General features: G+C 58.8%; 33 protein-coding genes. 1 reads left to right on the forward strand and 32 read right to left on the reverse strand.

Going from position 1 to position 21,770, the window contains the following annotated elements; translation table 11 throughout:
- Positions 1-4: 4 nt before the first annotated feature.
- Positions 5-1,399: an MFS transporter gene (locus V0R62_RS19395; RefSeq protein WP_330104880.1), complete on the reverse strand. Its 1,395-nt coding sequence runs from the start codon at positions 1,397-1,399 to the stop codon at positions 5-7.
- A 129-nt stretch (positions 1,400-1,528) separates the two neighbouring features.
- Here V0R62_RS19395 and uvrA point away from each other — a divergent pair, with 129 nt between their 5' ends.
- Positions 1,529-4,363 carry an excinuclease ABC subunit UvrA gene (gene uvrA / locus V0R62_RS19400; protein ID WP_330104881.1) on the forward strand — a complete coding sequence of 945 codons (2,835 nt, stop codon included), beginning with the start codon at positions 1,529-1,531 and terminating at the stop codon, positions 4,361-4,363.
- Between the two features lie 135 nt (positions 4,364-4,498).
- On the opposite strand, the gene bfr is transcribed toward uvrA, so the two are convergent.
- The 31 genes from bfr to tuf form a co-directional block, all read right to left on the reverse strand.
- Positions 4,499-4,963, reverse strand: coding sequence for a bacterioferritin (bfr, locus tag V0R62_RS19405; RefSeq protein WP_051101247.1), 465 nt, complete (start codon positions 4,961-4,963; stop codon positions 4,499-4,501).
- Between the two features lie 162 nt (positions 4,964-5,125).
- The gene (locus tag V0R62_RS19410; RefSeq protein ID WP_330104882.1) at positions 5,126-6,565 is read right to left on the reverse strand and encodes a catalase; all 1,440 of its coding nucleotides are present in this window, start codon (positions 6,563-6,565) and stop codon (positions 5,126-5,128) included.
- A 170-nt stretch (positions 6,566-6,735) separates the two neighbouring features.
- Entirely contained in the window at positions 6,736-7,122 is a 387-nt protein-coding gene (gene rplQ / locus V0R62_RS19415; RefSeq protein ID WP_003255451.1) for a 50S ribosomal protein L17, read from the reverse strand.
- A 42-nt stretch (positions 7,123-7,164) separates the two neighbouring features.
- Positions 7,165-8,166 (reverse strand): DNA-directed RNA polymerase subunit alpha, encoded by a 1,002-nt coding sequence (locus tag V0R62_RS19420; protein WP_003255452.1) that lies wholly within the window; start codon positions 8,164-8,166, stop codon positions 7,165-7,167.
- A 22-nt stretch (positions 8,167-8,188) separates the two neighbouring features.
- Positions 8,189-8,809, reverse strand: coding sequence for a 30S ribosomal protein S4 (gene rpsD, locus V0R62_RS19425; protein WP_023629185.1), 621 nt, complete (start codon positions 8,807-8,809; stop codon positions 8,189-8,191).
- A gap of 15 nt (positions 8,810-8,824) precedes the next feature.
- Positions 8,825-9,214 carry a 30S ribosomal protein S11 gene (rpsK, locus tag V0R62_RS19430; RefSeq protein WP_003255454.1) on the reverse strand — a complete coding sequence of 130 codons (390 nt, stop codon included), beginning with the start codon at positions 9,212-9,214 and terminating at the stop codon, positions 8,825-8,827.
- An 18-nt stretch (positions 9,215-9,232) separates the two neighbouring features.
- Complete coding sequence (rpsM, locus tag V0R62_RS19435) at positions 9,233-9,589, reverse strand: 30S ribosomal protein S13 (protein ID WP_003255457.1); 357 nt, start codon at positions 9,587-9,589, stop codon at positions 9,233-9,235.
- Positions 9,590-9,720: 131 nt separating this feature from the next.
- Positions 9,721-9,837 carry a 50S ribosomal protein L36 gene (rpmJ, locus tag V0R62_RS19440; RefSeq protein ID WP_011531897.1) on the reverse strand — a complete coding sequence of 39 codons (117 nt, stop codon included), beginning with the start codon at positions 9,835-9,837 and terminating at the stop codon, positions 9,721-9,723.
- A gap of 30 nt (positions 9,838-9,867) precedes the next feature.
- On the reverse strand, positions 9,868-11,199 hold the full coding sequence (gene secY, locus V0R62_RS19445; RefSeq protein WP_003255459.1) for a preprotein translocase subunit SecY: 1,332 nt from the start codon (positions 11,197-11,199) through the stop codon (positions 9,868-9,870).
- Positions 11,200-11,634, reverse strand: a complete 435-nt coding sequence (rplO, locus tag V0R62_RS19450; protein ID WP_011531896.1) for a 50S ribosomal protein L15 — start codon at positions 11,632-11,634, stop codon at positions 11,200-11,202.
- A gap of 3 nt (positions 11,635-11,637) precedes the next feature.
- Complete coding sequence (gene rpmD, locus V0R62_RS19455; RefSeq protein WP_028690238.1) at positions 11,638-11,814, reverse strand: 50S ribosomal protein L30; 177 nt, start codon at positions 11,812-11,814, stop codon at positions 11,638-11,640.
- A 2-nt stretch (positions 11,815-11,816) separates the two neighbouring features.
- The gene (gene rpsE / locus V0R62_RS19460; protein WP_011531894.1) at positions 11,817-12,317 is read right to left on the reverse strand and encodes a 30S ribosomal protein S5; all 501 of its coding nucleotides are present in this window, start codon (positions 12,315-12,317) and stop codon (positions 11,817-11,819) included.
- A gap of 3 nt (positions 12,318-12,320) precedes the next feature.
- The gene (gene rplR / locus V0R62_RS19465) at positions 12,321-12,671 is read right to left on the reverse strand and encodes a 50S ribosomal protein L18 (RefSeq protein WP_011531893.1); all 351 of its coding nucleotides are present in this window, start codon (positions 12,669-12,671) and stop codon (positions 12,321-12,323) included.
- 10 nt (positions 12,672-12,681) lie between these two features.
- On the reverse strand, positions 12,682-13,215 hold the full coding sequence (gene rplF, locus V0R62_RS19470; RefSeq protein ID WP_280082808.1) for a 50S ribosomal protein L6: 534 nt from the start codon (positions 13,213-13,215) through the stop codon (positions 12,682-12,684).
- 12 nt (positions 13,216-13,227) lie between these two features.
- Complete coding sequence (gene rpsH, locus V0R62_RS19475) at positions 13,228-13,620, reverse strand: 30S ribosomal protein S8 (RefSeq protein WP_028690236.1); 393 nt, start codon at positions 13,618-13,620, stop codon at positions 13,228-13,230.
- A 209-nt stretch (positions 13,621-13,829) separates the two neighbouring features.
- Positions 13,830-14,135, reverse strand: coding sequence for a 30S ribosomal protein S14 (gene rpsN, locus V0R62_RS19480; protein WP_011531890.1), 306 nt, complete (start codon positions 14,133-14,135; stop codon positions 13,830-13,832).
- A 13-nt stretch (positions 14,136-14,148) separates the two neighbouring features.
- A complete protein-coding gene (gene rplE, locus V0R62_RS19485; protein ID WP_012316517.1) occupies positions 14,149-14,688 on the reverse strand; it encodes a 50S ribosomal protein L5 in 540 nt (179 codons plus the stop codon).
- 20 nt (positions 14,689-14,708) lie between these two features.
- A complete protein-coding gene (gene rplX / locus V0R62_RS19490; RefSeq protein WP_003255476.1) occupies positions 14,709-15,023 on the reverse strand; it encodes a 50S ribosomal protein L24 in 315 nt (104 codons plus the stop codon).
- Between the two features lie 11 nt (positions 15,024-15,034).
- Positions 15,035-15,403, reverse strand: a complete 369-nt coding sequence (rplN, locus tag V0R62_RS19495) for a 50S ribosomal protein L14 (protein ID WP_008089810.1) — start codon at positions 15,401-15,403, stop codon at positions 15,035-15,037.
- 23 nt (positions 15,404-15,426) lie between these two features.
- On the reverse strand, positions 15,427-15,693 hold the full coding sequence (gene rpsQ, locus V0R62_RS19500) for a 30S ribosomal protein S17 (protein ID WP_003255478.1): 267 nt from the start codon (positions 15,691-15,693) through the stop codon (positions 15,427-15,429).
- Positions 15,694-15,695: 2 nt separating this feature from the next.
- A complete protein-coding gene (gene rpmC / locus V0R62_RS19505) occupies positions 15,696-15,887 on the reverse strand; it encodes a 50S ribosomal protein L29 (protein WP_002555481.1) in 192 nt (63 codons plus the stop codon).
- Positions 15,887-16,300 carry a 50S ribosomal protein L16 gene (rplP, locus tag V0R62_RS19510; RefSeq protein ID WP_009397508.1) on the reverse strand — a complete coding sequence of 138 codons (414 nt, stop codon included), beginning with the start codon at positions 16,298-16,300 and terminating at the stop codon, positions 15,887-15,889. Before rplP ends, rpmC begins: the two co-directional genes overlap by 1 nt.
- A 12-nt stretch (positions 16,301-16,312) precedes the next feature.
- Positions 16,313-16,999 carry a 30S ribosomal protein S3 gene (gene rpsC / locus V0R62_RS19515; RefSeq protein WP_011531889.1) on the reverse strand — a complete coding sequence of 229 codons (687 nt, stop codon included), beginning with the start codon at positions 16,997-16,999 and terminating at the stop codon, positions 16,313-16,315.
- A 13-nt stretch (positions 17,000-17,012) separates the two neighbouring features.
- On the reverse strand, positions 17,013-17,345 hold the full coding sequence (gene rplV / locus V0R62_RS19520; protein ID WP_003103908.1) for a 50S ribosomal protein L22: 333 nt from the start codon (positions 17,343-17,345) through the stop codon (positions 17,013-17,015).
- An 11-nt stretch (positions 17,346-17,356) separates the two neighbouring features.
- The gene (gene rpsS / locus V0R62_RS19525) at positions 17,357-17,632 is read right to left on the reverse strand and encodes a 30S ribosomal protein S19 (RefSeq protein ID WP_003255482.1); all 276 of its coding nucleotides are present in this window, start codon (positions 17,630-17,632) and stop codon (positions 17,357-17,359) included.
- Between the two features lie 16 nt (positions 17,633-17,648).
- Positions 17,649-18,473, reverse strand: coding sequence for a 50S ribosomal protein L2 (gene rplB / locus V0R62_RS19530; RefSeq protein WP_027915105.1), 825 nt, complete (start codon positions 18,471-18,473; stop codon positions 17,649-17,651).
- Between the two features lie 14 nt (positions 18,474-18,487).
- Positions 18,488-18,787, reverse strand: coding sequence for a 50S ribosomal protein L23 (rplW, locus tag V0R62_RS19535; RefSeq protein ID WP_003255484.1), 300 nt, complete (start codon positions 18,785-18,787; stop codon positions 18,488-18,490).
- Positions 18,784-19,386: a 50S ribosomal protein L4 gene (gene rplD / locus V0R62_RS19540; protein WP_008089819.1), complete on the reverse strand. Its 603-nt coding sequence runs from the start codon at positions 19,384-19,386 to the stop codon at positions 18,784-18,786. Before rplD ends, rplW begins: the two co-directional genes overlap by 4 nt.
- Positions 19,387-19,398: 12 nt before the next feature.
- Complete coding sequence (gene rplC / locus V0R62_RS19545; RefSeq protein ID WP_011531887.1) at positions 19,399-20,034, reverse strand: 50S ribosomal protein L3; 636 nt, start codon at positions 20,032-20,034, stop codon at positions 19,399-19,401.
- An 80-nt stretch (positions 20,035-20,114) separates the two neighbouring features.
- Positions 20,115-20,426, reverse strand: coding sequence for a 30S ribosomal protein S10 (gene rpsJ / locus V0R62_RS19550; protein WP_003103876.1), 312 nt, complete (start codon positions 20,424-20,426; stop codon positions 20,115-20,117).
- Positions 20,427-20,567: 141 nt separating this feature from the next.
- The gene (gene tuf / locus V0R62_RS19555; protein ID WP_182323863.1) at positions 20,568-21,761 is read right to left on the reverse strand and encodes an elongation factor Tu; all 1,194 of its coding nucleotides are present in this window, start codon (positions 21,759-21,761) and stop codon (positions 20,568-20,570) included.
- Between the last annotated feature and the right edge of the window lie 9 nt (positions 21,762-21,770).

Below are 21,770 nucleotides of genomic sequence, written 5' to 3' on the forward strand. Positions count from 1 at the left end.
TCTCCTAGGCTTCGCACGCCGCAGAGGCTGGGTTCACCAGACGCTCGAGGGTCGCACGGTCCAAAATTTTCGTATCCAGTTTGATATAGATGGCGGCTTCTTCTGCCACCACCACGGCGTCGGTCACACCCGGCACGGCCATCAGGCGCTCGGTCAGCCCGGCTTCCCGGACCGCTTCCGGCGTCAGCGGCATGCGCAGGCTGGTCACGTACGGCGGCTCGTTCATGCGCAACGCAGTGAGCAACCACAGGACGCACAATACGGCGCATCCGAGGAACACCATGCTCAAGCCACCGTGCTGGAACAACCAACCACCTAGGATGCCTCCCAGCGCGGCGCCGAGGAACTGGCTGGTGGAGTACACCCCCATCGCCGTCCCCTTGCCACCGGCAGGCGACACCTTGCTGACCAGCGAAGGCAAGGATGCCTCCAGCAGGTTGAATGCAGTAAAGAATACCACGGTGCCGATCACCAGTCCGCGCAAGTTGTCAGCCCACTGCCAGAAGAACACCTCCACCAGTAACAGGACACTGACCGCGCCGAGCAACACGCGTTTCATCTTGCGCTTCTTTTCCCCGTAGATGATGAAGGGGATCATTGCAAAAAATGAAACCAGCAACGCGGTCAGGTACACCCACCAGTGCTGTTCCTTGGGCAGCCCGCCGCGCTCGACGAACGCCAGGGGCAGCGCCACGAAGCTGGCCATCAGGATCGCGTGCAACACGAAGATGCTGATGTCCAGGCGCAGAAGGTCCGGATTGCGCAGGGTCGGACCGAGGGCCTGACGGGCGACACCGGACTCGCGATGGGACAACACGCTGTGCGAGTTGGGTACCACGAAGGCGATCAGGCCGATGCCGACCAGGGCAAGTCCTGCGGTGGCGAGGAACAATCCTGACAAGCCAAAGGCGCGGGTCAACAGTGGGCCGACCACCATCGCCACGGCGAACGACAGGCCGATGCTCATGCCGATCATGGCCATGGCCTTGGTCCGGTGCTGCTCACGGGTCAGGTCGGACAACAACGCCATCACCGCCGCGGAAATCGCCCCCGCGCCCTGCAGGATGCGCCCGGCGATCACGCCCCAGATAGAGTCGGCCTGGGCCGCCAGCACGCTGCCCAGGGCGAAGATGATCAACCCCACGTAGATCACCGGACGGCGGCCGATGCGGTCGGAAATCACCCCGAACGGAATCTGCAGCACGGCCTGGGTCAGGCCGTAGGCACCGATGGCCAGACCGATAAGCGCAGGCGTGGCGCCGGCCAGGTCCATGCCGTAGGTGGCCAGCACCGGCAGCACCATGAACATGCCCAGCATACGAAAGGCGAAGACCAGGGCCAGGCCGCTGGCGGCGCGGGTTTCGCTGCCACTCATGCGCTCGTTGTGGGTGTCGTGCATGGATTAACCTCGTGTGAACCGGCGGCGATTCTATCAGTCCGACGCCTTGGCGGCATATACGCGACGCTTTGCCGCGTAATGGCAGCGCGCCGTATACTCCTTTGTTTATGCCCGCCGAGCGAGGCCGTAGTGGACAAGATCCTGATCCGTGGGGCGCGTACCCACAACCTGAAGAACATCGACCTGACCCTGCCCCGGGACAAACTGATCGTGATCACCGGCCTGTCCGGATCCGGCAAGTCCTCGCTGGCGTTCGACACGCTGTACGCCGAAGGCCAGCGCCGCTACGTCGAATCGCTGTCGGCCTATGCCCGGCAGTTCCTGTCGATGATGGAAAAGCCCGACGTCGACACCATCGAAGGCCTGTCACCGGCGATCTCCATCGAGCAGAAGTCGACCTCGCACAACCCGCGCTCGACCGTCGGCACCATCACCGAAATCTACGACTACCTGCGCCTGCTCTATGCCCGCGTCGGTACCCCGCGCTGCCCGGACCATGACATCCCGCTGGAGGCGCAAACGATCAGCCAGATGGTCGACCTGGTGCTGGAAAAGCCTGAAGGCAGCAAGCTGATGCTGCTGGCCCCGGTGATCCGCGAGCGCAAGGGCGAGCACCTGGCGGTGTTCGACGAACTGCGTGCCCAGGGCTTCGTTCGCGCCCGGGTCAACGGCAAGCTCTACGAGCTCGACGAACTGCCCAAGCTGGATAAACAGAAGAAGCACAGCATCGATGTGGTGGTCGACCGCTTCAAGGTCCGCGCCGACCTGCAGCAGCGCCTGGCCGAGTCGTTCGAGACCGCGCTGAAGCTGGCCGACGGCATCGCCCTGGTCGCGCCGATGGACGACGAAGACGGCGAGGAAGTGATCTTCTCGGCGCGCTTCGCCTGCCCGGTGTGCGGCCATGCGATCAGCGAACTGGAGCCCAAGCTGTTCTCCTTCAACAACCCGGCCGGTGCCTGCCCGACCTGTGACGGCCTGGGGGTGAAGCAGTTCTTCGACACCAAGCGCCTGGTCAACGCCGAGCTGACCCTGGCCGAAGGCGCGATACGTGGCTGGGACCGGCGCAACGTCTATTACTTCCAGATGCTTGGCTCACTCGCCGCGCACTACGGTTTCAGCCTCGAGGAACCGTTCGGCGAGCTGTCGGCCGAGCACCAGAAGGTCATCCTGCAGGGCAGCGGCAAGCAGAGCGTCGATTTCAAGTACCTCAACGACCGTGGCGACATCGTCAAGCGTTCGCATCCTTTCGAAGGCATCGTGCCCAACCTCGAACGCCGCTACCGCGAGACCGAGTCGGCCACCGTGCGCGAAGAACTGGCCAAGTTCCTCGGCACCCAGCCCTGCCCCGACTGTCGCGGCACTCGCCTGCGTCGTGAGGCCCGCCATGTATGGGTCGGCGAGAAGACCCTGCCGGCGGTGACCAACCTGCCGATCGGCGAAGCCAGCAACTACTTCGGCGGGCTGACCCTCACCGGACGTCGTGGCGAGATCGCGGCGAAGATCCTCAAGGAGATCTGCGAGCGCCTGCAGTTCCTGGTCAACGTCGGTCTCGATTATCTGACGCTGGACCGCAGCGCCGATACCCTGTCCGGCGGCGAGGCCCAGCGGATCCGCCTGGCCAGCCAGATCGGCGCCGGCCTGGTCGGGGTGATGTACATCCTCGATGAACCGTCCATCGGCCTTCATCAACGGGACAACGACCGCCTGCTGGCCACCCTCAACCACCTGCGCGACCTGGGCAACACGGTGATCGTGGTCGAGCACGACGAGGACGCCATCCGCTTGGCCGACTACGTGGTGGATATCGGCCCGGGCGCTGGCGTGCATGGCGGCCAGATCGTCGCCGAGGGCTCGCCCGAGGAGGTCATGGCGCACCCCGACTCGCTGACCGGCAAGTACCTGTCCGGGCGCAAGAAGATCGTCGTCCCGGCCAAGCGCACTCCCCGCAACAAGAAGCTGTCGCTCAAGCTCAAGGGCGCGCGCGGCAACAACCTGCAGAACGTCGACCTGGAAGTGCCGATCGGCCTGCTGACCTGCGTAACCGGCGTGTCCGGCTCGGGCAAGTCGACGCTGATCAACAACACCCTGTTCCCCTTGGCCGCCACCGCGCTCAACGGCGCAAGCAGCCTGGAGGCCGCGCCACACGCCAGCGTCGATGGCCTGCAACACCTGGACAAGGTGGTGGATATCGACCAGAGCCCCATCGGTCGCACGCCGCGCTCGAACCCGGCCACCTACACCGGCATCTTTACGCCAATTCGCGAGCTGTTCTCTGGCGTGCCGGAATCGCGCTCACGCGGTTATGGTCCGGGACGCTTCTCGTTCAACGTCAAGGGTGGGCGTTGCGAAGCCTGCCAGGGCGATGGCCTGATCAAGGTGGAGATGCACTTCCTGCCGGACATCTACGTGCCCTGCGATGTGTGCAAGAGCAAGCGCTACAACCGCGAAACCCTGGAGATCAAGTACAAGGGCAAGAACATCCACGAGGTGCTGGAAATGACCATCGAGGATGCCCGCGAGTTCTTCGACGCGGTCCCGGCCCTGGCGCGCAAGCTGCAGACGCTGATGGATGTCGGCCTGTCGTACATCAAGCTGGGGCAGTCAGCGACCACGTTGTCTGGTGGTGAGGCGCAGCGGGTGAAACTGTCCCGCGAGCTGTCCAAGCGCGACACCGGCAAGACCCTGTACATCCTCGACGAACCGACCACCGGCCTGCACTTCGCCGATATCCAGCAATTGCTGGACGTGCTGCACCGCCTGCGTGACCACGGCAACACCGTGGTGGTGATCGAGCACAACCTGGATGTGATCAAGACTGCCGACTGGCTGGTGGACCTGGGGCCGGAGGGTGGCTCCAAGGGTGGGCAGATCATTGCCTGCGGTACGCCGGAGGAACTGGCCGAGAAGAAGCAGTCGTATACCGGGCATTACCTCAAACCGCTGCTGGAGCGCGACCGGGCTTGAGGCATTGGGGGCGCTTTGCGCCCCTTTCGCGGCACAAGGCCGCTCCTACATTTGAACGCGTCAATCAAAAGATTACGCGATCGCCTGTAGGAGCGGCCTTGTGCCGCGAATGGGCTGCAAAGCAGCCCCCAGCTTTTACATCTGCGACTGCAGATAGTTCTCCAGACCAATGGCCTTGATCAGCCCCTGCTGCTTCTCCAGCCAGTAGGTGTGATCTTCTTCGGTATCGGCCAACTGCGCACGCAGGATATCGCGGCTGATGTAGTCCTTGTGCAGCTCGCACAGCTCGATGCCCTTGCACAGCGCGGCACGGACCTTGTACTCGAGCTTCAGATCAGCCTCGATCATCTCCGGCACGGTGCTACCCACGTGCAGGTCATCGGCGCGCATGTCCGGGGTGCCTTCGAGCATGAGGATACGGCGCATCAGGGCGTCGGCGTGCTGCGTCTCTTCTTCCATTTCGTGGTTGATACGTTCGTAGAGCTTGGACAGGCCCCAGTCTTCGTACATCCGCGAGTGAATGAAGTACTGATCGCGTGCTGCCAGTTCGCCCTTCAGCAACGTGACGAGGTAGTTGATAACGTCCGGGTGACCTTGCATCGCCCTGCTTCTCCCTGTGAATACGTCTATGGGACATAGTGTGAACCAGGTTTTGCTCGCGGTCACTGAAAAACGCGCAATTAGAAGCAAATAATCGGCTAAACAGTAGTGATATTCATTGAAAAACCGCCCAAACGAGGGCGGTTCTTGTTATCACTTCGATTAGGCCAGATTGATGCCCAAGGCCTTGGCGATGCCTTCTCCGTAGGCTGGATCAGCCTTGAAGAAGTACTGCAGTTGACGCTGGACGACATCCTCGCTGACGCCCGCCATGGTGCCGGCGATGTTGCCGATCAACAGTGCCTTTTGCTCATCGCTCATCAGGCGGAACAGCGCGCCGGCATGGCTGTAGTAGTCGTTGTCTTCGCGGTGGTCGTAGCGATCCGCCGAGCCATTCAGGGCCAGCGCCGGCTCTGCATGGCGCGGCGACTGCTTCGGTGCGTCCGCGTAGCTGTTTGGCTCGTAGTTGGGAGCACTGCCGTAGGCACCGGTGGCCATGGAACCATCGCGCTGGTAGCTGTGTACCGGGCAACGAGGCGCATTGACCGGCAGATGCTGGTGATTGGTACCCACGCGGTAGCGGTGCGCATCGGCGTAGGCGAACACGCGCCCCTGCAGCATGCGGTCCGGCGACAGGCCAACCCCAGGCACCATGTTGCTGGGGCCGAACGCCGCCTGCTCGACCTCGGCGAAGTAGTTGAGCGGGTTGCGGTTGAGTTCCAGCACGCCGACCTCGATCAACGGGTAGTCCTTCTGAGACCAGGTCTTGGTCACGTCGAAGGGGTTCTCGTCACGGCTGGCGGCCTCGGCTTCGCTCATCACCTGAATGCACACGGTCCAACGTGGGAAATCACCGCGCTCGATGGCCTGGAACAGGTCGCGCTGGGCATAGTCCGGGTCGCTGCCGGCCAGGCGGGCGGCCTCGGCCGGCGCCAGGTTCTTGATCCCCTGCTGGGTCTTGAAGTGCCACTTGACCCAGGTGCGCTCACCCTTGGCGTTGATCAGGCTGTAGGTGTGGCTGCCGAAACCGTGCATGTGGCGGTAGCCGTCAGGGATCCCGCGGTCGGAGAACAGGATGGTGACCTGGTGCAGCGCCTCGGGCGAATGCGACCAGAAGTCCCACATCATCTGCGCGTTCTTCAGGTTGGTCTGCGGGTGGCGCTTCTGGGTGTGGATGAAGTCAGGGAACTTCAGCGGATCACGGATGAAGAACACCGGCGTATTGTTGCCGACGATGTCCCAGTTACCTTCCTCGGTGTAGAACTTCACCGCGAAACCGCGCGGGTCGCGCTCGGTGTCCGCCGAGCCGCGTTCGCCACCCACGGTGGAGAAGCGCAGGAACGTCTCGGTCTGCTTGCCGATGCTGTCGAACAGCCTGGCACTGGTGAGTTCGGTGATATCACGGGTGACGGTGAAGGTGCCGTAGGCGCCGGAGCCCTTGGCGTGCACGCGACGCTCGGGGATGTTCTCGCGGTTGAAGTGGGCGAGCTTCTCGACCAGGTGGAAATCGTCGAGCAGCAGCGGGCCGCGAGGGCCTGCGGAACGGGAATTCTGGTTGTCGGCTACGGGCGCGCCGCTTGCGGTGGTGAGAATCTTGCTCATGGGCTCTCCTGATCGGTCTTGAACTGCCGGCTAATCGGCTTGGAGAGAGTATTGTCGAGCCCTGTTACAAGAACAAATTCATTACCTGACTTGCATCAATAGAAAATAACAATTCATAAGGCAACAAAAAACCGGGCCTAGGCCCGGTTCTTTGCAGCAGACAGAACGTCTTACTCGGCAGCTTCTACAGCACCACCGACCGGACGATCAACCAGCTCGACGTACGCCATAGGCGCGTTGTCGCCAGCGCGGAAACCGCACTTCAGGATGCGCAGGTAGCCGCCCTGACGGGTGGCGTAACGCTTGCCCAGGTCGTTGAACAGTTTGCCAACGGCGGACTTCGAACGGGTACGGTCGAAGGCCAGACGACGGTTGGCAACGCTGTCTTCCTTGGCCAGGGTGATCAGCGGCTCGGCAACGCGGCGCAGTTCCTTGGCTTTCGGCAGGGTGGTTTTGATCAGCTCGTGCTCGATCAGCGACACTGCCATGTTCTGGAACATAGCCTTGCGGTGAGAGCTGGTACGGCTCAGGTGACGTCCACTTTTACGATGACGCATGATTCATTCCTTACCAAACACTACGTTCGGTGATTACGACGATCAGGCAGTCGCCTTGTCGTCTTTCTTAAGACTTGCAGGCGGCCAGTTGTCGAGGCGCATGCCGAGGGAAAGACCACGGGAGGCCAGGACGTCCTTGATTTCAGTCAGGGACTTCTTGCCCAGGTTAGGAGTCTTCAACAGCTCTACTTCGGTACGCTGAATCAGGTCGCCGATGTAGTAGATGTTCTCCGCCTTGAGGCAGTTGGCCGAACGTACGGTCAGTTCCAGGTCGTCAACCGGGCGCAGCAGGATCGGATCGATCTCGTCTTCCTGCTCAACCACAACCGGCTCGCTGTCACCTTTGAGGTCGACGAACGCGGCCAGCTGCTGTTGCAGGATGGTCGCGGCACGACGGATGGCCTCTTCAGGATCCAGGGTACCGTTGGTTTCCAGATCGATGACCAGCTTGTCCAGGTTGGTACGCTGTTCAACACGGGCGTTCTCGACCACGTAGGCGATACGACGCACCGGGCTGAACGAAGCGTCCAGCTGGAGACGGCCAATGCTGCGGCTTTCGTCTTCGTCGGTCTGACGGGAGTCGGCCGGCTCGTAACCGCGACCACGAGCTACAGTGAGCTTCATGTTCAGGGCGCCGTTGGACGCCAGGTTCGCGATTACGTGATCGGGGTTGACGATCTCGACATCGTGATCCAGCTGAATATCGGCAGCGGTAACCACCCCCGAACCCTTTTTCGACAAGGTCAGCGTAACTTCGTCACGACCGTGCAGTTTGATAGCCAGGCCTTTCAGGTTCAACAGGATTTCAATGACGTCTTCCTGAACACCTTCGATCGCGGAGTACTCGTGGAGTACGCCATCGATCTCGGCCTCGACTACTGCACAGCCAGGCATGGAGGACAACAGGATGCGGCGCAGCGCGTTGCCCAGGGTATGGCCGAAGCCACGCTCGAGAGGCTCGAGCGTGATCTTGGCGCGGGTTGGACTGACAACCTGCACGTCGATGTGACGGGGTGTCAGAAACTCATTTACCGAAATCTGCATGGATGCACCTATTTTCTAGCCCTTACTTGGAGTAGAGCTCGACAATCAGGTTTTCGTTGATGTCGGCGGACAGGTCGCTGCGAGCAGGAACGTTCTTGAAAACGCCCGACTTTTTAGCAGCATCCACGTCAACCCACTCAACGCGGCCACGCTGGGCGCACAGTTCAAGGGCTTGAACAATGCGCAGCTGGTTCAGCGACTTCTCGCGAACCGAGACCACGTCACCCGGACGAACTTGGTAGGATGGAATGTTCACAGTCTTACCGTTGACGCTGATCGCTTTGTGCGAAACCAGCTGACGGGACTCGGAACGAGTCGAGCCGAAGCCCATACGGTAGACGACGTTATCCAGACGGCACTCGAGCAGTTGCAGCAGGTTCTCACCGGTTGCGCCTTTTTTCGAGGCAGCAGCTTGGTAGTAACCGCGGAACTGACGCTCCAGAACACCGTAGATACGACGGACTTTTTGTTTCTCGCGCAGCTGGGTACCGTAGTCGGACTGACGGCCACGGCGCTGGCCGTGGATACCTGGGGCTGCTTCGATGTTGCACTTCGATTCCAGAGCGCGAACGCCGCTCTTCAGGAACAGGTCAGTGCCTTCACGGCGAGACAGTTTGCATTTTGGACCAATGTAACGTGCCATTTATCTGTCTCCTGATTACACGCGACGCTTCTTCGGCGGACGGCACCCGTTGTGCGGGATTGGCGTCACGTCGGTGATGCTGGCGATCTTGTAGCCGCAGCTGTTCAGTGCACGAACGGCGGATTCACGACCTGGACCTGGACCCTTGACGTTGACGTCGAGGTTCTTCAGACCATATTCCAGCGCAGCTTGACCAGCACGCTCAGCAGCGATCTGAGCTGCGAACGGGGTGGATTTGCGCGAACCACGGAAACCCGAACCACCGGAAGTAGCCCAGGACAGTGCGTTGCCCTGACGGTCGGTGATGGTCACGATGGTGTTGTTGAAAGACGCATGGATGTGGGCGATGCCATCAACCACTGTCTTTTTGACTTTTTTACGAGGACGAGCAGCAGGTTTTGCCATGTCTATATTCCTGGGCGATTACTTGCGGATCGGCTTACGCGGGCCCTTACGGGTGCGTGCGTTGGTCTTGGTGCGCTGACCGCGAACCGGCAGACCTTTACGATGACGCAGGCCGCGGTAGCAACCCAGGTCCATCAAGCGCTTGATCTTCATGTTGATGTCACGGCGCAGGTCACCTTCGGTGGTGAACTTCGCGACTTCGCCACGCAGGGTTTCGATTTGCTCGTCGCTCAGATCCTTGATCTTAGCGGCTGGGTTTACACCAGCGTCCGCACAGATTTTCTGCGCGGTAGTGCGACCGACACCATAGATGTAGGTCAGCGAGATAACAGTATGCTTGTTATCTGGAATGTTGACGCCTGCAATACGGGCCATTCAGTGGGACTCCAATTGACAGCTACCTACGCCCCGGAAGCCAAGAAATAGGGCGCGAGATAATATCGCTGTAGAAACGAATAATCAACCCAGCAGCACACTAGCTGCTGGGTTTGAAGCGCGGATCACACTCAGCCTTGGCGCTGCTTGTGACGCGGTTCCGCGCTGCAGATCACGCGCACGATACCTTCGCGACGAATGATCTTGCAGTTGCGGCACAGCTTTTTCACCGATGCACGAACTTTCATTACCGACTCCTCGAACCTTAAGGGGCTAAATCAGCGCAGCAGACCGCTGCCGCCGTAGCCTTTCAGGTTGGCTTTCTTCATCAGGGATTCGTACTGGTGCGAAACGAGGTGCGATTGTACTTGGGACATGAAGTCCATCACAACCACTACCACAATCAGCAACGAGGTCCCGCCAAGGTAGAACGGCACGTTTGCTGCCACCACCAGGAACTGGGGCAGAAGGCACACGGCCATCATGTAAAGAGCACCGAACATGGTCAGACGGGTCAGGACGCCATCAATGTAGCGCGCCGACTGCTCACCAGGACGGATACCCGGAATAAAGGCACCGGACTTCTTCAGGTTTTCCGCTACGTCTTTCGGGTTGAACATCAACGCTGTGTAGAAGAAGCAGAAGAAAATGATCCCTGCACTAAACAGCAGAATGTTCAACGGCTGACCAGGAGCGATCGACTGCGAGATGTCCTGCAGCCAGCCCATACCTTCGGACTGACCGAACCAGGCACCCAGCGAAGCCGGGAACAGCAAGATGCTGCTCGCGAAAATGGCCGGGATTACGCCCGCCATGTTCACCTTCAGCGGCAGGTGGCTGGTCTGCGCAGCGAAGACCTTGCGGCCCTGCTGACGCTTGGCGTAGTGAACGGCGATACGACGCTGACCACGCTCAATGAACACCACGAAGCCGATAATCGCTACTGCCAGCAAACCGATAGCGACCAAGGCGAAAATGTTGATATCGCCTGTGCGCGCAGACTCGAAAGACTGCCCGATTGCTCTCGGAAGACCGGCAACGATACCTGCGAAGATCAACATCGAGATACCGTTGCCCACACCGCGCTCGGTAATCTGCTCGCCGAGCCACATCATGAACATCGCGCCCGCCACGAAGGTGGAGACGGCGACGACATGGAAGCCCAGGCCCGCAGAAAACGCCACGCCCTGGTTGGCCAGGCCAATGGACATGCCAATGGCTTGAACCAGCGCCAGGATAACGGTGCCGTAGCGGGTGTACTGGCTGATCTTGCGACGGCCAGCTTCACCTTCCTTCTTCAACTGCTCCAGCTGCGGGCTGACAGCGGTCATGAGCTGCATGATGATCGATGCCGAGATGTACGGCATGATCCCCAGTGCAAAGATGCTCATGCGCTCCAGCGCGCCACCGGAAAACATGTTGAACAAGCTAAGAATGGTCCCCTCATTCTGCCGGAACAGATCCGCGAGACGGTCCGGGTTAATGCCTGGCACTGGGATGTGCGCGCCAATCCGATAGACGATGATCGCCATGAACAGAAAGCGCAGACGAGCCCAGAGTTCCGACATCCCGCCCTTACCGAGCGAAGAGAGAGCACCTTGCTTAGCCATTTATTCCTCGAACTTGCCGCCAGCTGCTTCGATAGCCGCACGTGCACCTTTGGTGACGGCGATACCCTTGAGGGTGACTGCGCGAGTGACTTCGCCCGACAGCATGATTTTCACGCGCTGTACGTGCTGGCCGATCACGTTGGCGTCCTTGAGGGACTGAACGGTGATCAGATCGCCTTCCACCTTGGCCAGCTCGGACAGACGCACTTCGGCGCGGTCCATGGCTTTCAGGGAAACGAAGCCGAACTTCGGCAGGCGACGGTGCAGCGGCTGTTGACCGCCTTCGAAGCCTGGAGCGATGGAACCACCGGAGCGGGAGGTCTGACCTTTGTGACCACGGCCACCGGTCTTGCCCAGACCGCTACCGATACCACGGCCCGGACGGTGCTTCTCGCGACGGGAACCCGGCGCTGGACTCAGATCATTGAGTTTCATCGATTAACCCTCGACCTTCAGCATGTAGTAAGCCTTGTTGATCATCCCGCGGTTCTCGGGAGTATCCTGGACTTCTACAGTGTGACCGATGCGACGCAGACCCAGACCCTTAACGCACAGTTTGTGGTTAGGCAGACGGCCGGCGGTGCTTTTGATCAGCGTTACTTTTACGGTTGCCATGATCAGAAGATCTCCTCAACAGTCTTGCCGCGCTTGGCAGCAATGGACTCAGGGGATTGCATGGCTTTCAGACCCTTGAAGGTGGCGTGAACCACGTTCACCGGGTTGGTCGAGCCGTAGCACTTGGCCAGGACGTTCTGAACGCCAGCAACTTCCAGGACGGCACGCATTGCGCCACCGGCGATGATACCGGTACCTTCCGAGGCAGGCTGCATGTAGACCTTCGAGGCGCCGTGGGCGGCCTTGGTGGCGTACTGCAGGGTGGTGCCCTTCAGGTCAACCTGAATCATGTTGCGACGAGCAGCTTCCATGGCTTTCTGGATCGCGGCAGGTACTTCGCGCGACTTGCCACGGCCAAAGCCAACACGACCCTTGCCATCACCCACCACGGTCAGCGCGGTGAAGGTGAAGATACGGCCGCCTTTTACGGTTTTGGCTACGCGGTTAACTTGAACCAGCTTCTCGATGTAGCCTTCGTCGCGCTTTTGATCGTTATTTGCCATAACTTAGAACTCCAGCCCGCCTTCACGAGCAGCATCAGCCAGCGCCTTGACGCGGCCGTGGTACTTGAAGCCGGAACGGTCAAAGGCAACTTGAGATACACCGGCGGCTTTCGCACGCTCAGCTACCAGCTTGCCAACCTTAGTGGCCGCGTCGATGTTGCCGGTGGCGCCATCACGCAGTTCTTTGTCCAAGGTCGAGGCACTTGCCAGAACCTTGCTGCCGTCGGCCGAGATGACCTGGGCGTAGATGTGCTGCGAGGAGCGGAACACGCACAGACGCACGGCTTCGAGCTCGTGCATTTTCAGGCGTGCTTTGCGAGCGCGACGCAGTCGAGTAACTTTTTTGTCGGTCATTTGCTAGGCCCTACTTCTTCTTGGCTTCTTTACGACGGACTACTTCGTCCGCGTAACGCACACCCTTGCCCTTGTAAGGCTCTGGCGGACGGAAACCGCGGACTTCAGCGGCCACCTGACCCACCAGCTGCTTGTCGATACCCTTGATCAGGATGTCGGTCTGGCTTGGGGTTTCAGCGGTGATACCGGCTGGCAGTTCGTAATCCACTGGATGCGAGAAGCCCAGAGCCAGGTTCAGGATGGTGCCTTTGGCCTGAGCCTTGTAACCAACACCGACCAGCTGGAGCTTGCGCTCGAAGCCTTGGCTTACGCCCTGGACCATGTTGTTCACCAGAGCGCGGGTAGTACCGGCCATGGCGCGAGCTTGCTGGTCACCGTTGCGAGCGGAGAAACGCAGCTCACCAGCTTCTTCGGTAACTTCAACAGACGAGTGAACGTTCAGTTCGAGAGTGCCCTTGGCACCCTTCACCGAAAGCTGCTGGCCGGCGAATTTGACTTCGACGCCTGCTGGCAGCTTAACGGGGTTCTTAGCGACGCGAGACATGCCTATCTCCCCTTAGAACACTGTGCACAGAACTTCGCCGCCGACACCGGCAGCGCGCGCAGCGCGGTCAGTCATCACACCTTTGTTGGTGGAGACGATAGACACGCCCAGGCCGCCACGTACTTTCGGCAGCTCGGTAACGGCCTTGTACTGGCGCAGGCCAGGACGGCTGGTACGCTTCAGCTCTTCGATGACCGGACGGCCTTCGAAGTACTTCAGCTCGATCGACAGGGAAGGCTTGGCTTCGCCGGTCACTTCGTAGCTGGCGATGTAGCCTTCGTCTTTCAGTACTTTGGCAACCGCGACCTTCAGGGTGGAAGAAGGCATGCTTACGACAGACTTTTCAGCCATCTGGGCATTACGGATGCGAGTTAGCATGTCCGCTAACGGGTCCTGCATACTCATGGGCTAGATGCTCCTGATACAAGAATTATTAGCCTTGCGGCTATCACAACCACCCAAGCAGGCAGGGCAAAAAACCCAGGCTCAGGTGAGCCGGTCATTCTAGACACAAGGCAGAAACGAAACAAGCCCCATATAGGGGCTTGTTTCGTTGCGAGGTCACCGGCGGTCGGAAGATTGCTCCCCTTGCGCCGGCGTCACGCCAACCGGGATTACCAGCTGGCCTTGACCAGACCTGGCACGTCACCGCGCATAGCGGCTTCGCGCAGCTTGTTACGGCCCAGGCCGAACTTACGGTATACACCGTGCGGACGACCGGTCAGGCGGCAACGGTTACGCAGGCGCGAGGCGCTGGCGTCACGTGGTTGCTTCTGCAGGGCGACAACGGCAGCGAAACGCTCTTCAGGAGAGGCGTTCAGGTTGACGATGGTCGCTTTCAGCTCAGCACGCTTCTTAGCGAACTTGGCTACCGTGAGCTGACGCTTCAGCTCGCGGTTCTTCATGCTCTTCTTGGCCATTTTCCTACTCCAATCAGTTGCGGAACGGGAACTTGAAAGCACGCAGCAGAGCGCGGCCTTCGTCGTCCGAACGAGCAGTGGTGGTCAGGGTGATGTCCAAACCGCGCAGAGCATCGATCTTGTCGTAATCGATTTCCGGGAAGATGATCTGCTCTTTCACGCCCATGCTGTAGTTGCCACGACCGTCGAAGGACTTGGCATTCAGGCCGCGGAAGTCGCGAACCCGTGGCAGGGAGATCGCCAGCAGGCGGTCCAGGAACTCGTACATCTTTTCGCGACGCAGGGTCACCTTGACACCGATCGGCCAGCCTTCACGGACTTTGAAGCCCGCGATGGATTTACGAGCGAAAGTCACGACCGGCTTTTGACCGGTGATCTTTTCCAGGTCGGCAACAGCGTGCTCGATGACTTTCTTGTCGCCGATCGCTTCGCCCAGACCCATGTTCAGGGTGATTTTGGTAACGCGCGGAACTTCCATCACGTTCGACAGCTTAAGTTCTTCCTTAAGCTTAGGAGCGATTTCGTTCCGGTAAATCTCTTTCAGTCGTGCCATGGTCTTCTACCTAGCAGTGTTCAAGCATCAACCGCTTTTTGGGTCGACTTGAAGACACGAATTTTTTTACCGTCTTCTACTTTGAAACCAACGCGGTCAGCCTTGTTGGTTTCGCCGTTGAAGATGGCGACGTTGGAAGCGTGCAGAGGCGCTTCTTTCTCGACGATACCGCCCTGGACGCCCGCCATCGGGTTAGGCTTGGTGTGGCGCTTGACCAGGTTGACACCACCGATGACCAGACGGTCGTCAGCGAGAACCTTCAGCACCTTACCGCGCTTACCTTTGTCTTTGCCGGCGATCACGATGATCTCGTCGTCACGACGAATCTTTTGCATGTCGGATCTCCTTAGAGCACTTCAGGGGCGAGCGAGACGATCTTCATGAACTTCTCGGTACGAAGTTCACGAGTCACTGGCCCGAAGATGCGAGTACCGATCGGCTCTTGCTTGGTGTTCAGCAGAACAGCAGCGTTGCCGTCGAAACGAATGATGGAACCGTCAGCGCGACGTACACCGTGACGGGTACGAACGACAACAGCGGTCATCACCTGGCCTTTCTTGACCTTACCGCGAGGAATCGCTTCCTTGACGGTAACTTTGATGATGTCACCGATACCGGCGTAACGGCGGTGGGAACCGCCGAGCACCTTGATGCACATGACGCGACGAGCGCCGCTGTTATCGGCCACATCGAGCATGGATTGAGTCTGAATCATAAAATTTCTCCGACCCTTAGCCCTTAGACTTCAACAGCGCGTTCGAGGACTTCAACCAGTGCCCAGGACTTGGTCTTGGCCAGCGGACGGGTTTCACGGATGGAAACCTTGTCGCCGATCTTGCACTGGTTGGCTTCGTCGTGCGCGTGCAGCTTAGTCGAACGCTTAACGTATTTACCGTAGATCGGGTGCTTTACGCGACGCTCGATCAGAACGGTGATGGTCTTGTCCATTTTGTCGCTGACGACACGGCCAGTCAGCGTACGGACGGTTTTTTCAGCTTCAGCCATGATCACTTACCTGCCTGCTGGTTGAGCACAGTTTTCACGCGAGCGATGTCACGCTTAACTTGCGAGAGCAGGTGCGACTGCCCCAACTGGCCAGTTGCTTTCTGCATGCGCAGATTGAACTGGTCGCGCAGCAAGCCGAGCAGTTGCTCATTCAGTTGCTGTGCGGATTTTTCACGAAGTTCATTCGCTTTCATCACATCACCGTCCGCTTAACAAAGGAGGTGGCGAGAGGCAGCTTTGCAGCGGCCAGGGCGAAAGCTTCGCGCGCCAGCTCTTCAGAAACACCCTCGATCTCGTACAGGACTTTGCCTGGCTGAATCTGGGCAACCCAGTATTCCACGGAACCTTTACCTTTACCCATACGAACCTCGAGAGGCTTCTTGGTAACCGGCTTGTCCGGGAAGACACGGATCCAGATCTTGCCGCCACGTTTTACGTGACGGGTCAGGGCACGACGTGCCGACTCGATCTGGCGAGCGGTGAGACGACCGCGGGCGACAGCTTTCAGAGCGAACTCGCCGAAGCTGACCTTGCTACCGCGCAGTGCCAGACCACGGTTGTGGCCGGTCATCTGCTTGCGGAATTTTGTACGCTTTGGTTGCAACATTTGGCGTACCCCTTACTTAGCAGCTTTTTTACGAGGCGCTGGTGCTTGAGGCTTCAGCTCTTCCTGGCGACCACCAATTACTTCGCCTTTGAAGATCCAAACCTTCACACCGATCACACCGTAGGTGGTGTGAGCTTCGTAGGTGTTGTAGTCGATATCGGCACGCAGGGTGTGCAGAGGCACACGACCTTCGCGATACCACTCGGTACGTGCGATCTCGGCACCGCCGAGACGACCGCTCACCTGGATCTTGATGCCTTTGGCACCAATACGCATGGCGTTCTGTACGGCGCGCTTCATGGCGCGACGGAACATAACGCGGCGCTCCAGCTGCTGGGCAACGCTCTGAGCAACCAGCATAGCGTCGAGTTCCGGCTTGCGGATCTCTTCGATGTTGATGTGCACAGGCACACCCATCTGCTTGGTCAGGTCCTGACGCAGCTTCTCAACATCTTCACCTTTCTTGCCGATAACGATACCGGGACGAGCGGTGTGGATGGTGATGCGTGCAGTTTGAGCCGGACGATGAATATCGATACGGCTTACGGACGCGCTTTTTAGTTTGTCCTGGAGGTACTCGCGAGTTTGCAGATCCTTCAGCAGGTAATCTGCGTAAGTCGCGCCGTCTGCGTACCAGACGGAGGTGTGCTCCTTGACGATTCCCAGGCGAATGCCAGTGGGATGTACTTTCTGACCCATCTGATCGACTCCGTTACTTGTCCGCAACCTTGACAGTGATATGGCAAGACCGCTTGACGATGCGATCAGCACGGCCTTTGGCACGTGGCATGATGCGCTTCAGCGAACGCCCTTCGTTGACGAAGACGGTGGAGACCTTCAGGTCATCAACGTCTGCGCCTTCGTTGTGTTCGGCGTTGGCAACGGCCGACTCGAGGACTTTCTTCATGATTTCAGCGGCTTTTTTGCTGCTGAAGGCCAACAGGTTGAGCGCTTCGCCCACCTTCTTCCCGCGGATCTGGTCGGCGACCAAGCGGGCTTTCTGGGCGGAGATGCGAGCGCCCGACAACTTAGCGGCTACTTCCATTTCCTTACCCCTTAACGCTTGGCTTTCTTGTCAGCCACGTGCCCGCGGTAGGTGCGGGTACCGGCGAACTCGCCCAGTTTGTGGCCGACCATGTCTTCGTTCACGAGAACTGGGACGTGTTGGCGACCGTTGTGTACCGCGATGGTCAGACCGACCATTTGTGGCAGGATCATCGAACGGCGCGACCAGGTTTTAACTGGCTTGCGATCGTTCTTCTCCACCGCCACTTCGACCTTCTTCAACAGGTGAAGATCGATAAAAGGACCTTTTTTCAGAGAACGTGGCACTGTCGTATCCCTCTAGTTACTTGCGACGACGGACGATCATGTTGTCGGTACGCTTATTACCACGGGTTTTAGCACCCTTGGTTGGGAAGCCCCATGGCGATACCGGATGACGACCACCGGAGGTACGACCTTCACCACCACCATGCGGGTGGTCAACCGGGTTCATGGCAACACCACGAACGGTTGGGCGAACGCCGCGCCAGCGTTTGGCACCAGCTTTACCCAGCGAACGCAGGCTGTGCTCGGAGTTCGAGACTTCGCCCAGGGTCGCACGGCACTCAGCCAGGACTTTACGCATTTCACCAGAGCGCAGACGCAGGGTCACGTAGACACCTTCGCGAGCGATCAGCTGAGCCGAAGCACCAGCGGAACGAGCGATCTGAGCACCTTTACCCGGCTTCAGTTCGATGCCGTGAATGGTGCTACCTACTGGGATGTTGCGCAGTTGCAGGGAGTTACCGGCCTTGATTGGGGCCAGGGCACCTGCGATCAGCTGGTCGCCAGCGCTCACGCCTTTAGGGGCGATGATGTAGCGACGCTCACCGTCTGCGTAGCACAGCAGGGCGATGTGAGCAGTACGGTTCGGGTCGTATTCGATACGCTCGACAGTGGCTGGAATGCCATCTTTGTCGTTGCGACGGAAGTCAACCAGACGGTAATGCTGCTTATGACCACCACCAACGTGACGAGTGGTGATGCGGCCATTGTTGTTACGACCACCAGACTTCGATTTCTTCTCGAGCAGCGGTGCGTGAGGAGCGCCTTTGTGCAGCTCCTTGTTGACCACCTTGACCACGAAACGGCGGCCAGGGGAAGTCGGTTTGCATTTAACGATTGCCATGATGCACCCCTTCCTTACTCAGCACTGCTGCTGAAATCGAGATCTTGGCCTGGCTGAAGGGAGACGATCGCCTTCTTCCAGTCATTACGCTTGCCCAGACCACGTGCGGTACGCTTGGTTTTACCCAGAACGTTGACAGTCGACACGTTTTCAACTTTTACGTTGAACAGGCCTTCGACAGCTTTCTTGATTTCCAGCTTGGTTGCATCGGTAGCAACCTTGAATACGAACTGGCCTTTTTTCTCAGCCAGAACGGTAGCCTTCTCGGAAACGTGCGGGCCAAGGAGGACTTTGAATACGCGTTCCTGGTTCATCCCAGCAGCTCCTCGAATTTCTTCACGGCCGAGACAGTGATCAACACTTTCTCGTATGCGATCAGACTGACCGGGTCGGAACCTTGAACGTCACGTACGTCGACGTGCGGCAGGTTACGAGCAGCCAGGTACAGGTTCTGATCAACAGCGTCGGAAACGATCAAAACGTCGTTCAGACCCATGCCGTTCAGCTTGTTCAGCAGATCTTTGGTTTTCGGCGCTTCAACAGCGAAGTCCTGAACCACGACCAGACGGTCGCTACGCACCAGCTCAGCGAGGATGGAGCGCAGGGCTGCGCGGTACATCTTCTTGTTGAGCTTCTGCGAGTGATCTTGAGGACGAGCTGCGAAGGTTACACCACCGCCACGCCAGATCGGACCACGGGTAGTACCGGCACGAGCACGGCCAGTACCTTTCTGACGCCATGGGCGCTTACCGCCACCGGCCACGTCAGAACGGGTCTTCTGCTGCTTGGTGCCCTGACGGCCGCCGGCCATGTAGGCCACGACTGCTTGGTGTACCAGCGTCTCGTTGAATTCGCCACCGAAGGTCAGTTCGGAAACTTCGATCGCCTGAGCGTCATTTACATTAAGTTGCATGTCAGTTTCCCCTTAACCGCGAGCCTTGACAGCCGGACGCACGACCACGTCGCCGCCAGTAGCGCCTGGGACGGCACCCTTGATCAGCAGCAGGTTGCGTTCAGCGTCTACGCGTACTACTTCCAGGGACTGAACAGTCACGCGCTCGGCGCCCATGTGACCGGACATTTTCTTGCCCTTGAATACACGACCAGGAGTCTGGCACTGGCCGATGGAGCCAGGGACACGGTGCGATACGGAGTTACCGTGGGTGTTGTCCTGACCACGGAAGTTCCAACGCTTGATGGTACCGGCGAAGCCTTTACCTTTGGACTGACCGGTTACGTCTACCAGCTGGCCTGCAGTGAAGAGTTCAGCTTTGATCAGATCGCCAGCCTGGAAATCGCCTTCTTCAAGACGGAACTCCCAGACACCGCGACCAGCGGCAACGTTAGCCTTGGCGAAGTGGCCTGCCTGAGCGGCAGTCACACGCGAAGCACGACGCTCGCCGACAGTGACTTGCACTGCACGGTAGCCATCGGTTTCTTCAGTTTTGAACTGGGTGACGCGATTCGGCTCGATCTCGATGACCGTGACCGGAATGGAGACACCTTCTTCGGTGAAAATACGGGTCATGCCCGCTTTTCGACCGACTACACCAATAGTCATGTTGTAAACCTCATGAGTGTACGGGGCTTTCACCCGCTATGGCCGCCCATTTCAGAGCGTTACACGACCAGACCGAAGTCTTAGCCGAGGCTGATCTGCACTTCCACGCCTGCCGCGAGATCAAGCTTCATCAGCGCATCAACGGTTTTATCCGTTGGCTGGACGATGTCCAGAACGCGCTTATGAGTGCGAATCTCGTACTGATCACGCGCGTCTTTGTTGACGTGCGGGGAGATCAGAACGGTGAAACGCTCTTTGCGGGTTGGCAGTGGAATTGGACCACGCACTTGTGCACCAGTACGTTTCGCGGTTTCCACGATTTCCTGGGTGGATTGGTCGATCAGGCGATGGTCGAAAGCCTTCAACCTGATACGGATTTGCTGATTTTGCATTGGATTTCAGACTCCAGGCTGTTCCCATCGGGCGCACTACGCCCGTTAAAAGGAGGCGTGATTCTATAGACGCCCCAATTTAGTGTCAACCCAATAAAAAAAACCCCCGCTGAGCGGGGGTTTTTTCAACCGATCGAGTGATTACTCGATGATTTTGGCCACGACGCCGGCGCCGACGGTACGACCGCCTTCACGGATGGCGAAGCGCAGACCGTCTTCCATTGCGATGGTCTTGATCAGGGTGACAGTCATCTGAATGTTGTCACCTGGCATTACCATCTCAACGCCTTCCGGCAGTTCGCAGTTACCGGTCACGTCAGTGGTACGGAAGTAGAACTGAGGACGGTAGCCTTTGAAGAACGGAGTGTGACGGCCGCCTTCTTCCTTCGACAGGACGTAGACTTCTGCGGTGAACTTGGTGTGCGGCTTGACCGAACCTGGCTTGACCAGAACCTGGCCACGCTCAACGTCGTCACGCTTGGTACCACGCAGCAGAACGCCGCAGTTCTCGCCAGCACGACCTTCGTCCAGCAGCTTGCGGAACATCTCAACACCGGTGCAGGTGGTGGTGGTGGTGTCACGCAGACCAACGATTTCCAGCGGATCCTGAACGCGGACGATACCACGCTCGATACGGCCGGTAACAACAGTACCACGACCCGAGATCGAGAATACGTCTTCGATCGGCATCAGGAATGGCTGGTCGATGGCACGAACTGGCTCAGGGATGTAGGCATCCAGAGTTTCAACCAGCTTCTTGACAGCGCTGGTACCCATTTCGTTGTCGTCTTTGCCTTCCAGCGCCATACGAGCCGAACCGATGATGATCGGAGTGTCGTCGCCTGGGAAGTCGTAGGTGGACAGCAGGTCGCGAACTTCCATCTCGACCAGTTCCAGCAGCTCAGCGTCGTCTACCAGGTCAGCCTTGTTCAGGAAGACCACGATGTACGGAACGCCAACCTGACGGGACAGCAGGATGTGCTCACGGGTTTGTGGCATCGGACCATCGGCGGCCGAGCAAACCAGGATCGCGCCGTCCATCTGGGCAGCACCGGTGATCATGTTCTTCACGTAGTCAGCGTGACCTGGGCAGTCAACGTGAGCGTAGTGACGAATGTTCGAGTTGTACTCGACGTGAGCGGTGTTGATGGTGATACCGCGCGCTTTTTCTTCCGGAGCCGAGTCGATCTTGTCGAACTCAACGACGGCCGAACCGAAAACTTCGGAGCAGACGCGAGTCAGAGCTGCGGTCAGAGTGGTCTTACCGTGGTCAACGTGGCCGATGGTGCCGACGTTAACGTGGGGAAGGGAACGATCAAATTTTTCTTTAGCCACGACAGTGAA

This window comes from Pseudomonas carassii (assembly GCF_036324045.1).
Taxonomy (GTDB): domain Bacteria; phylum Pseudomonadota; class Gammaproteobacteria; order Pseudomonadales; family Pseudomonadaceae; genus Aquipseudomonas; species Aquipseudomonas peradeniyensis.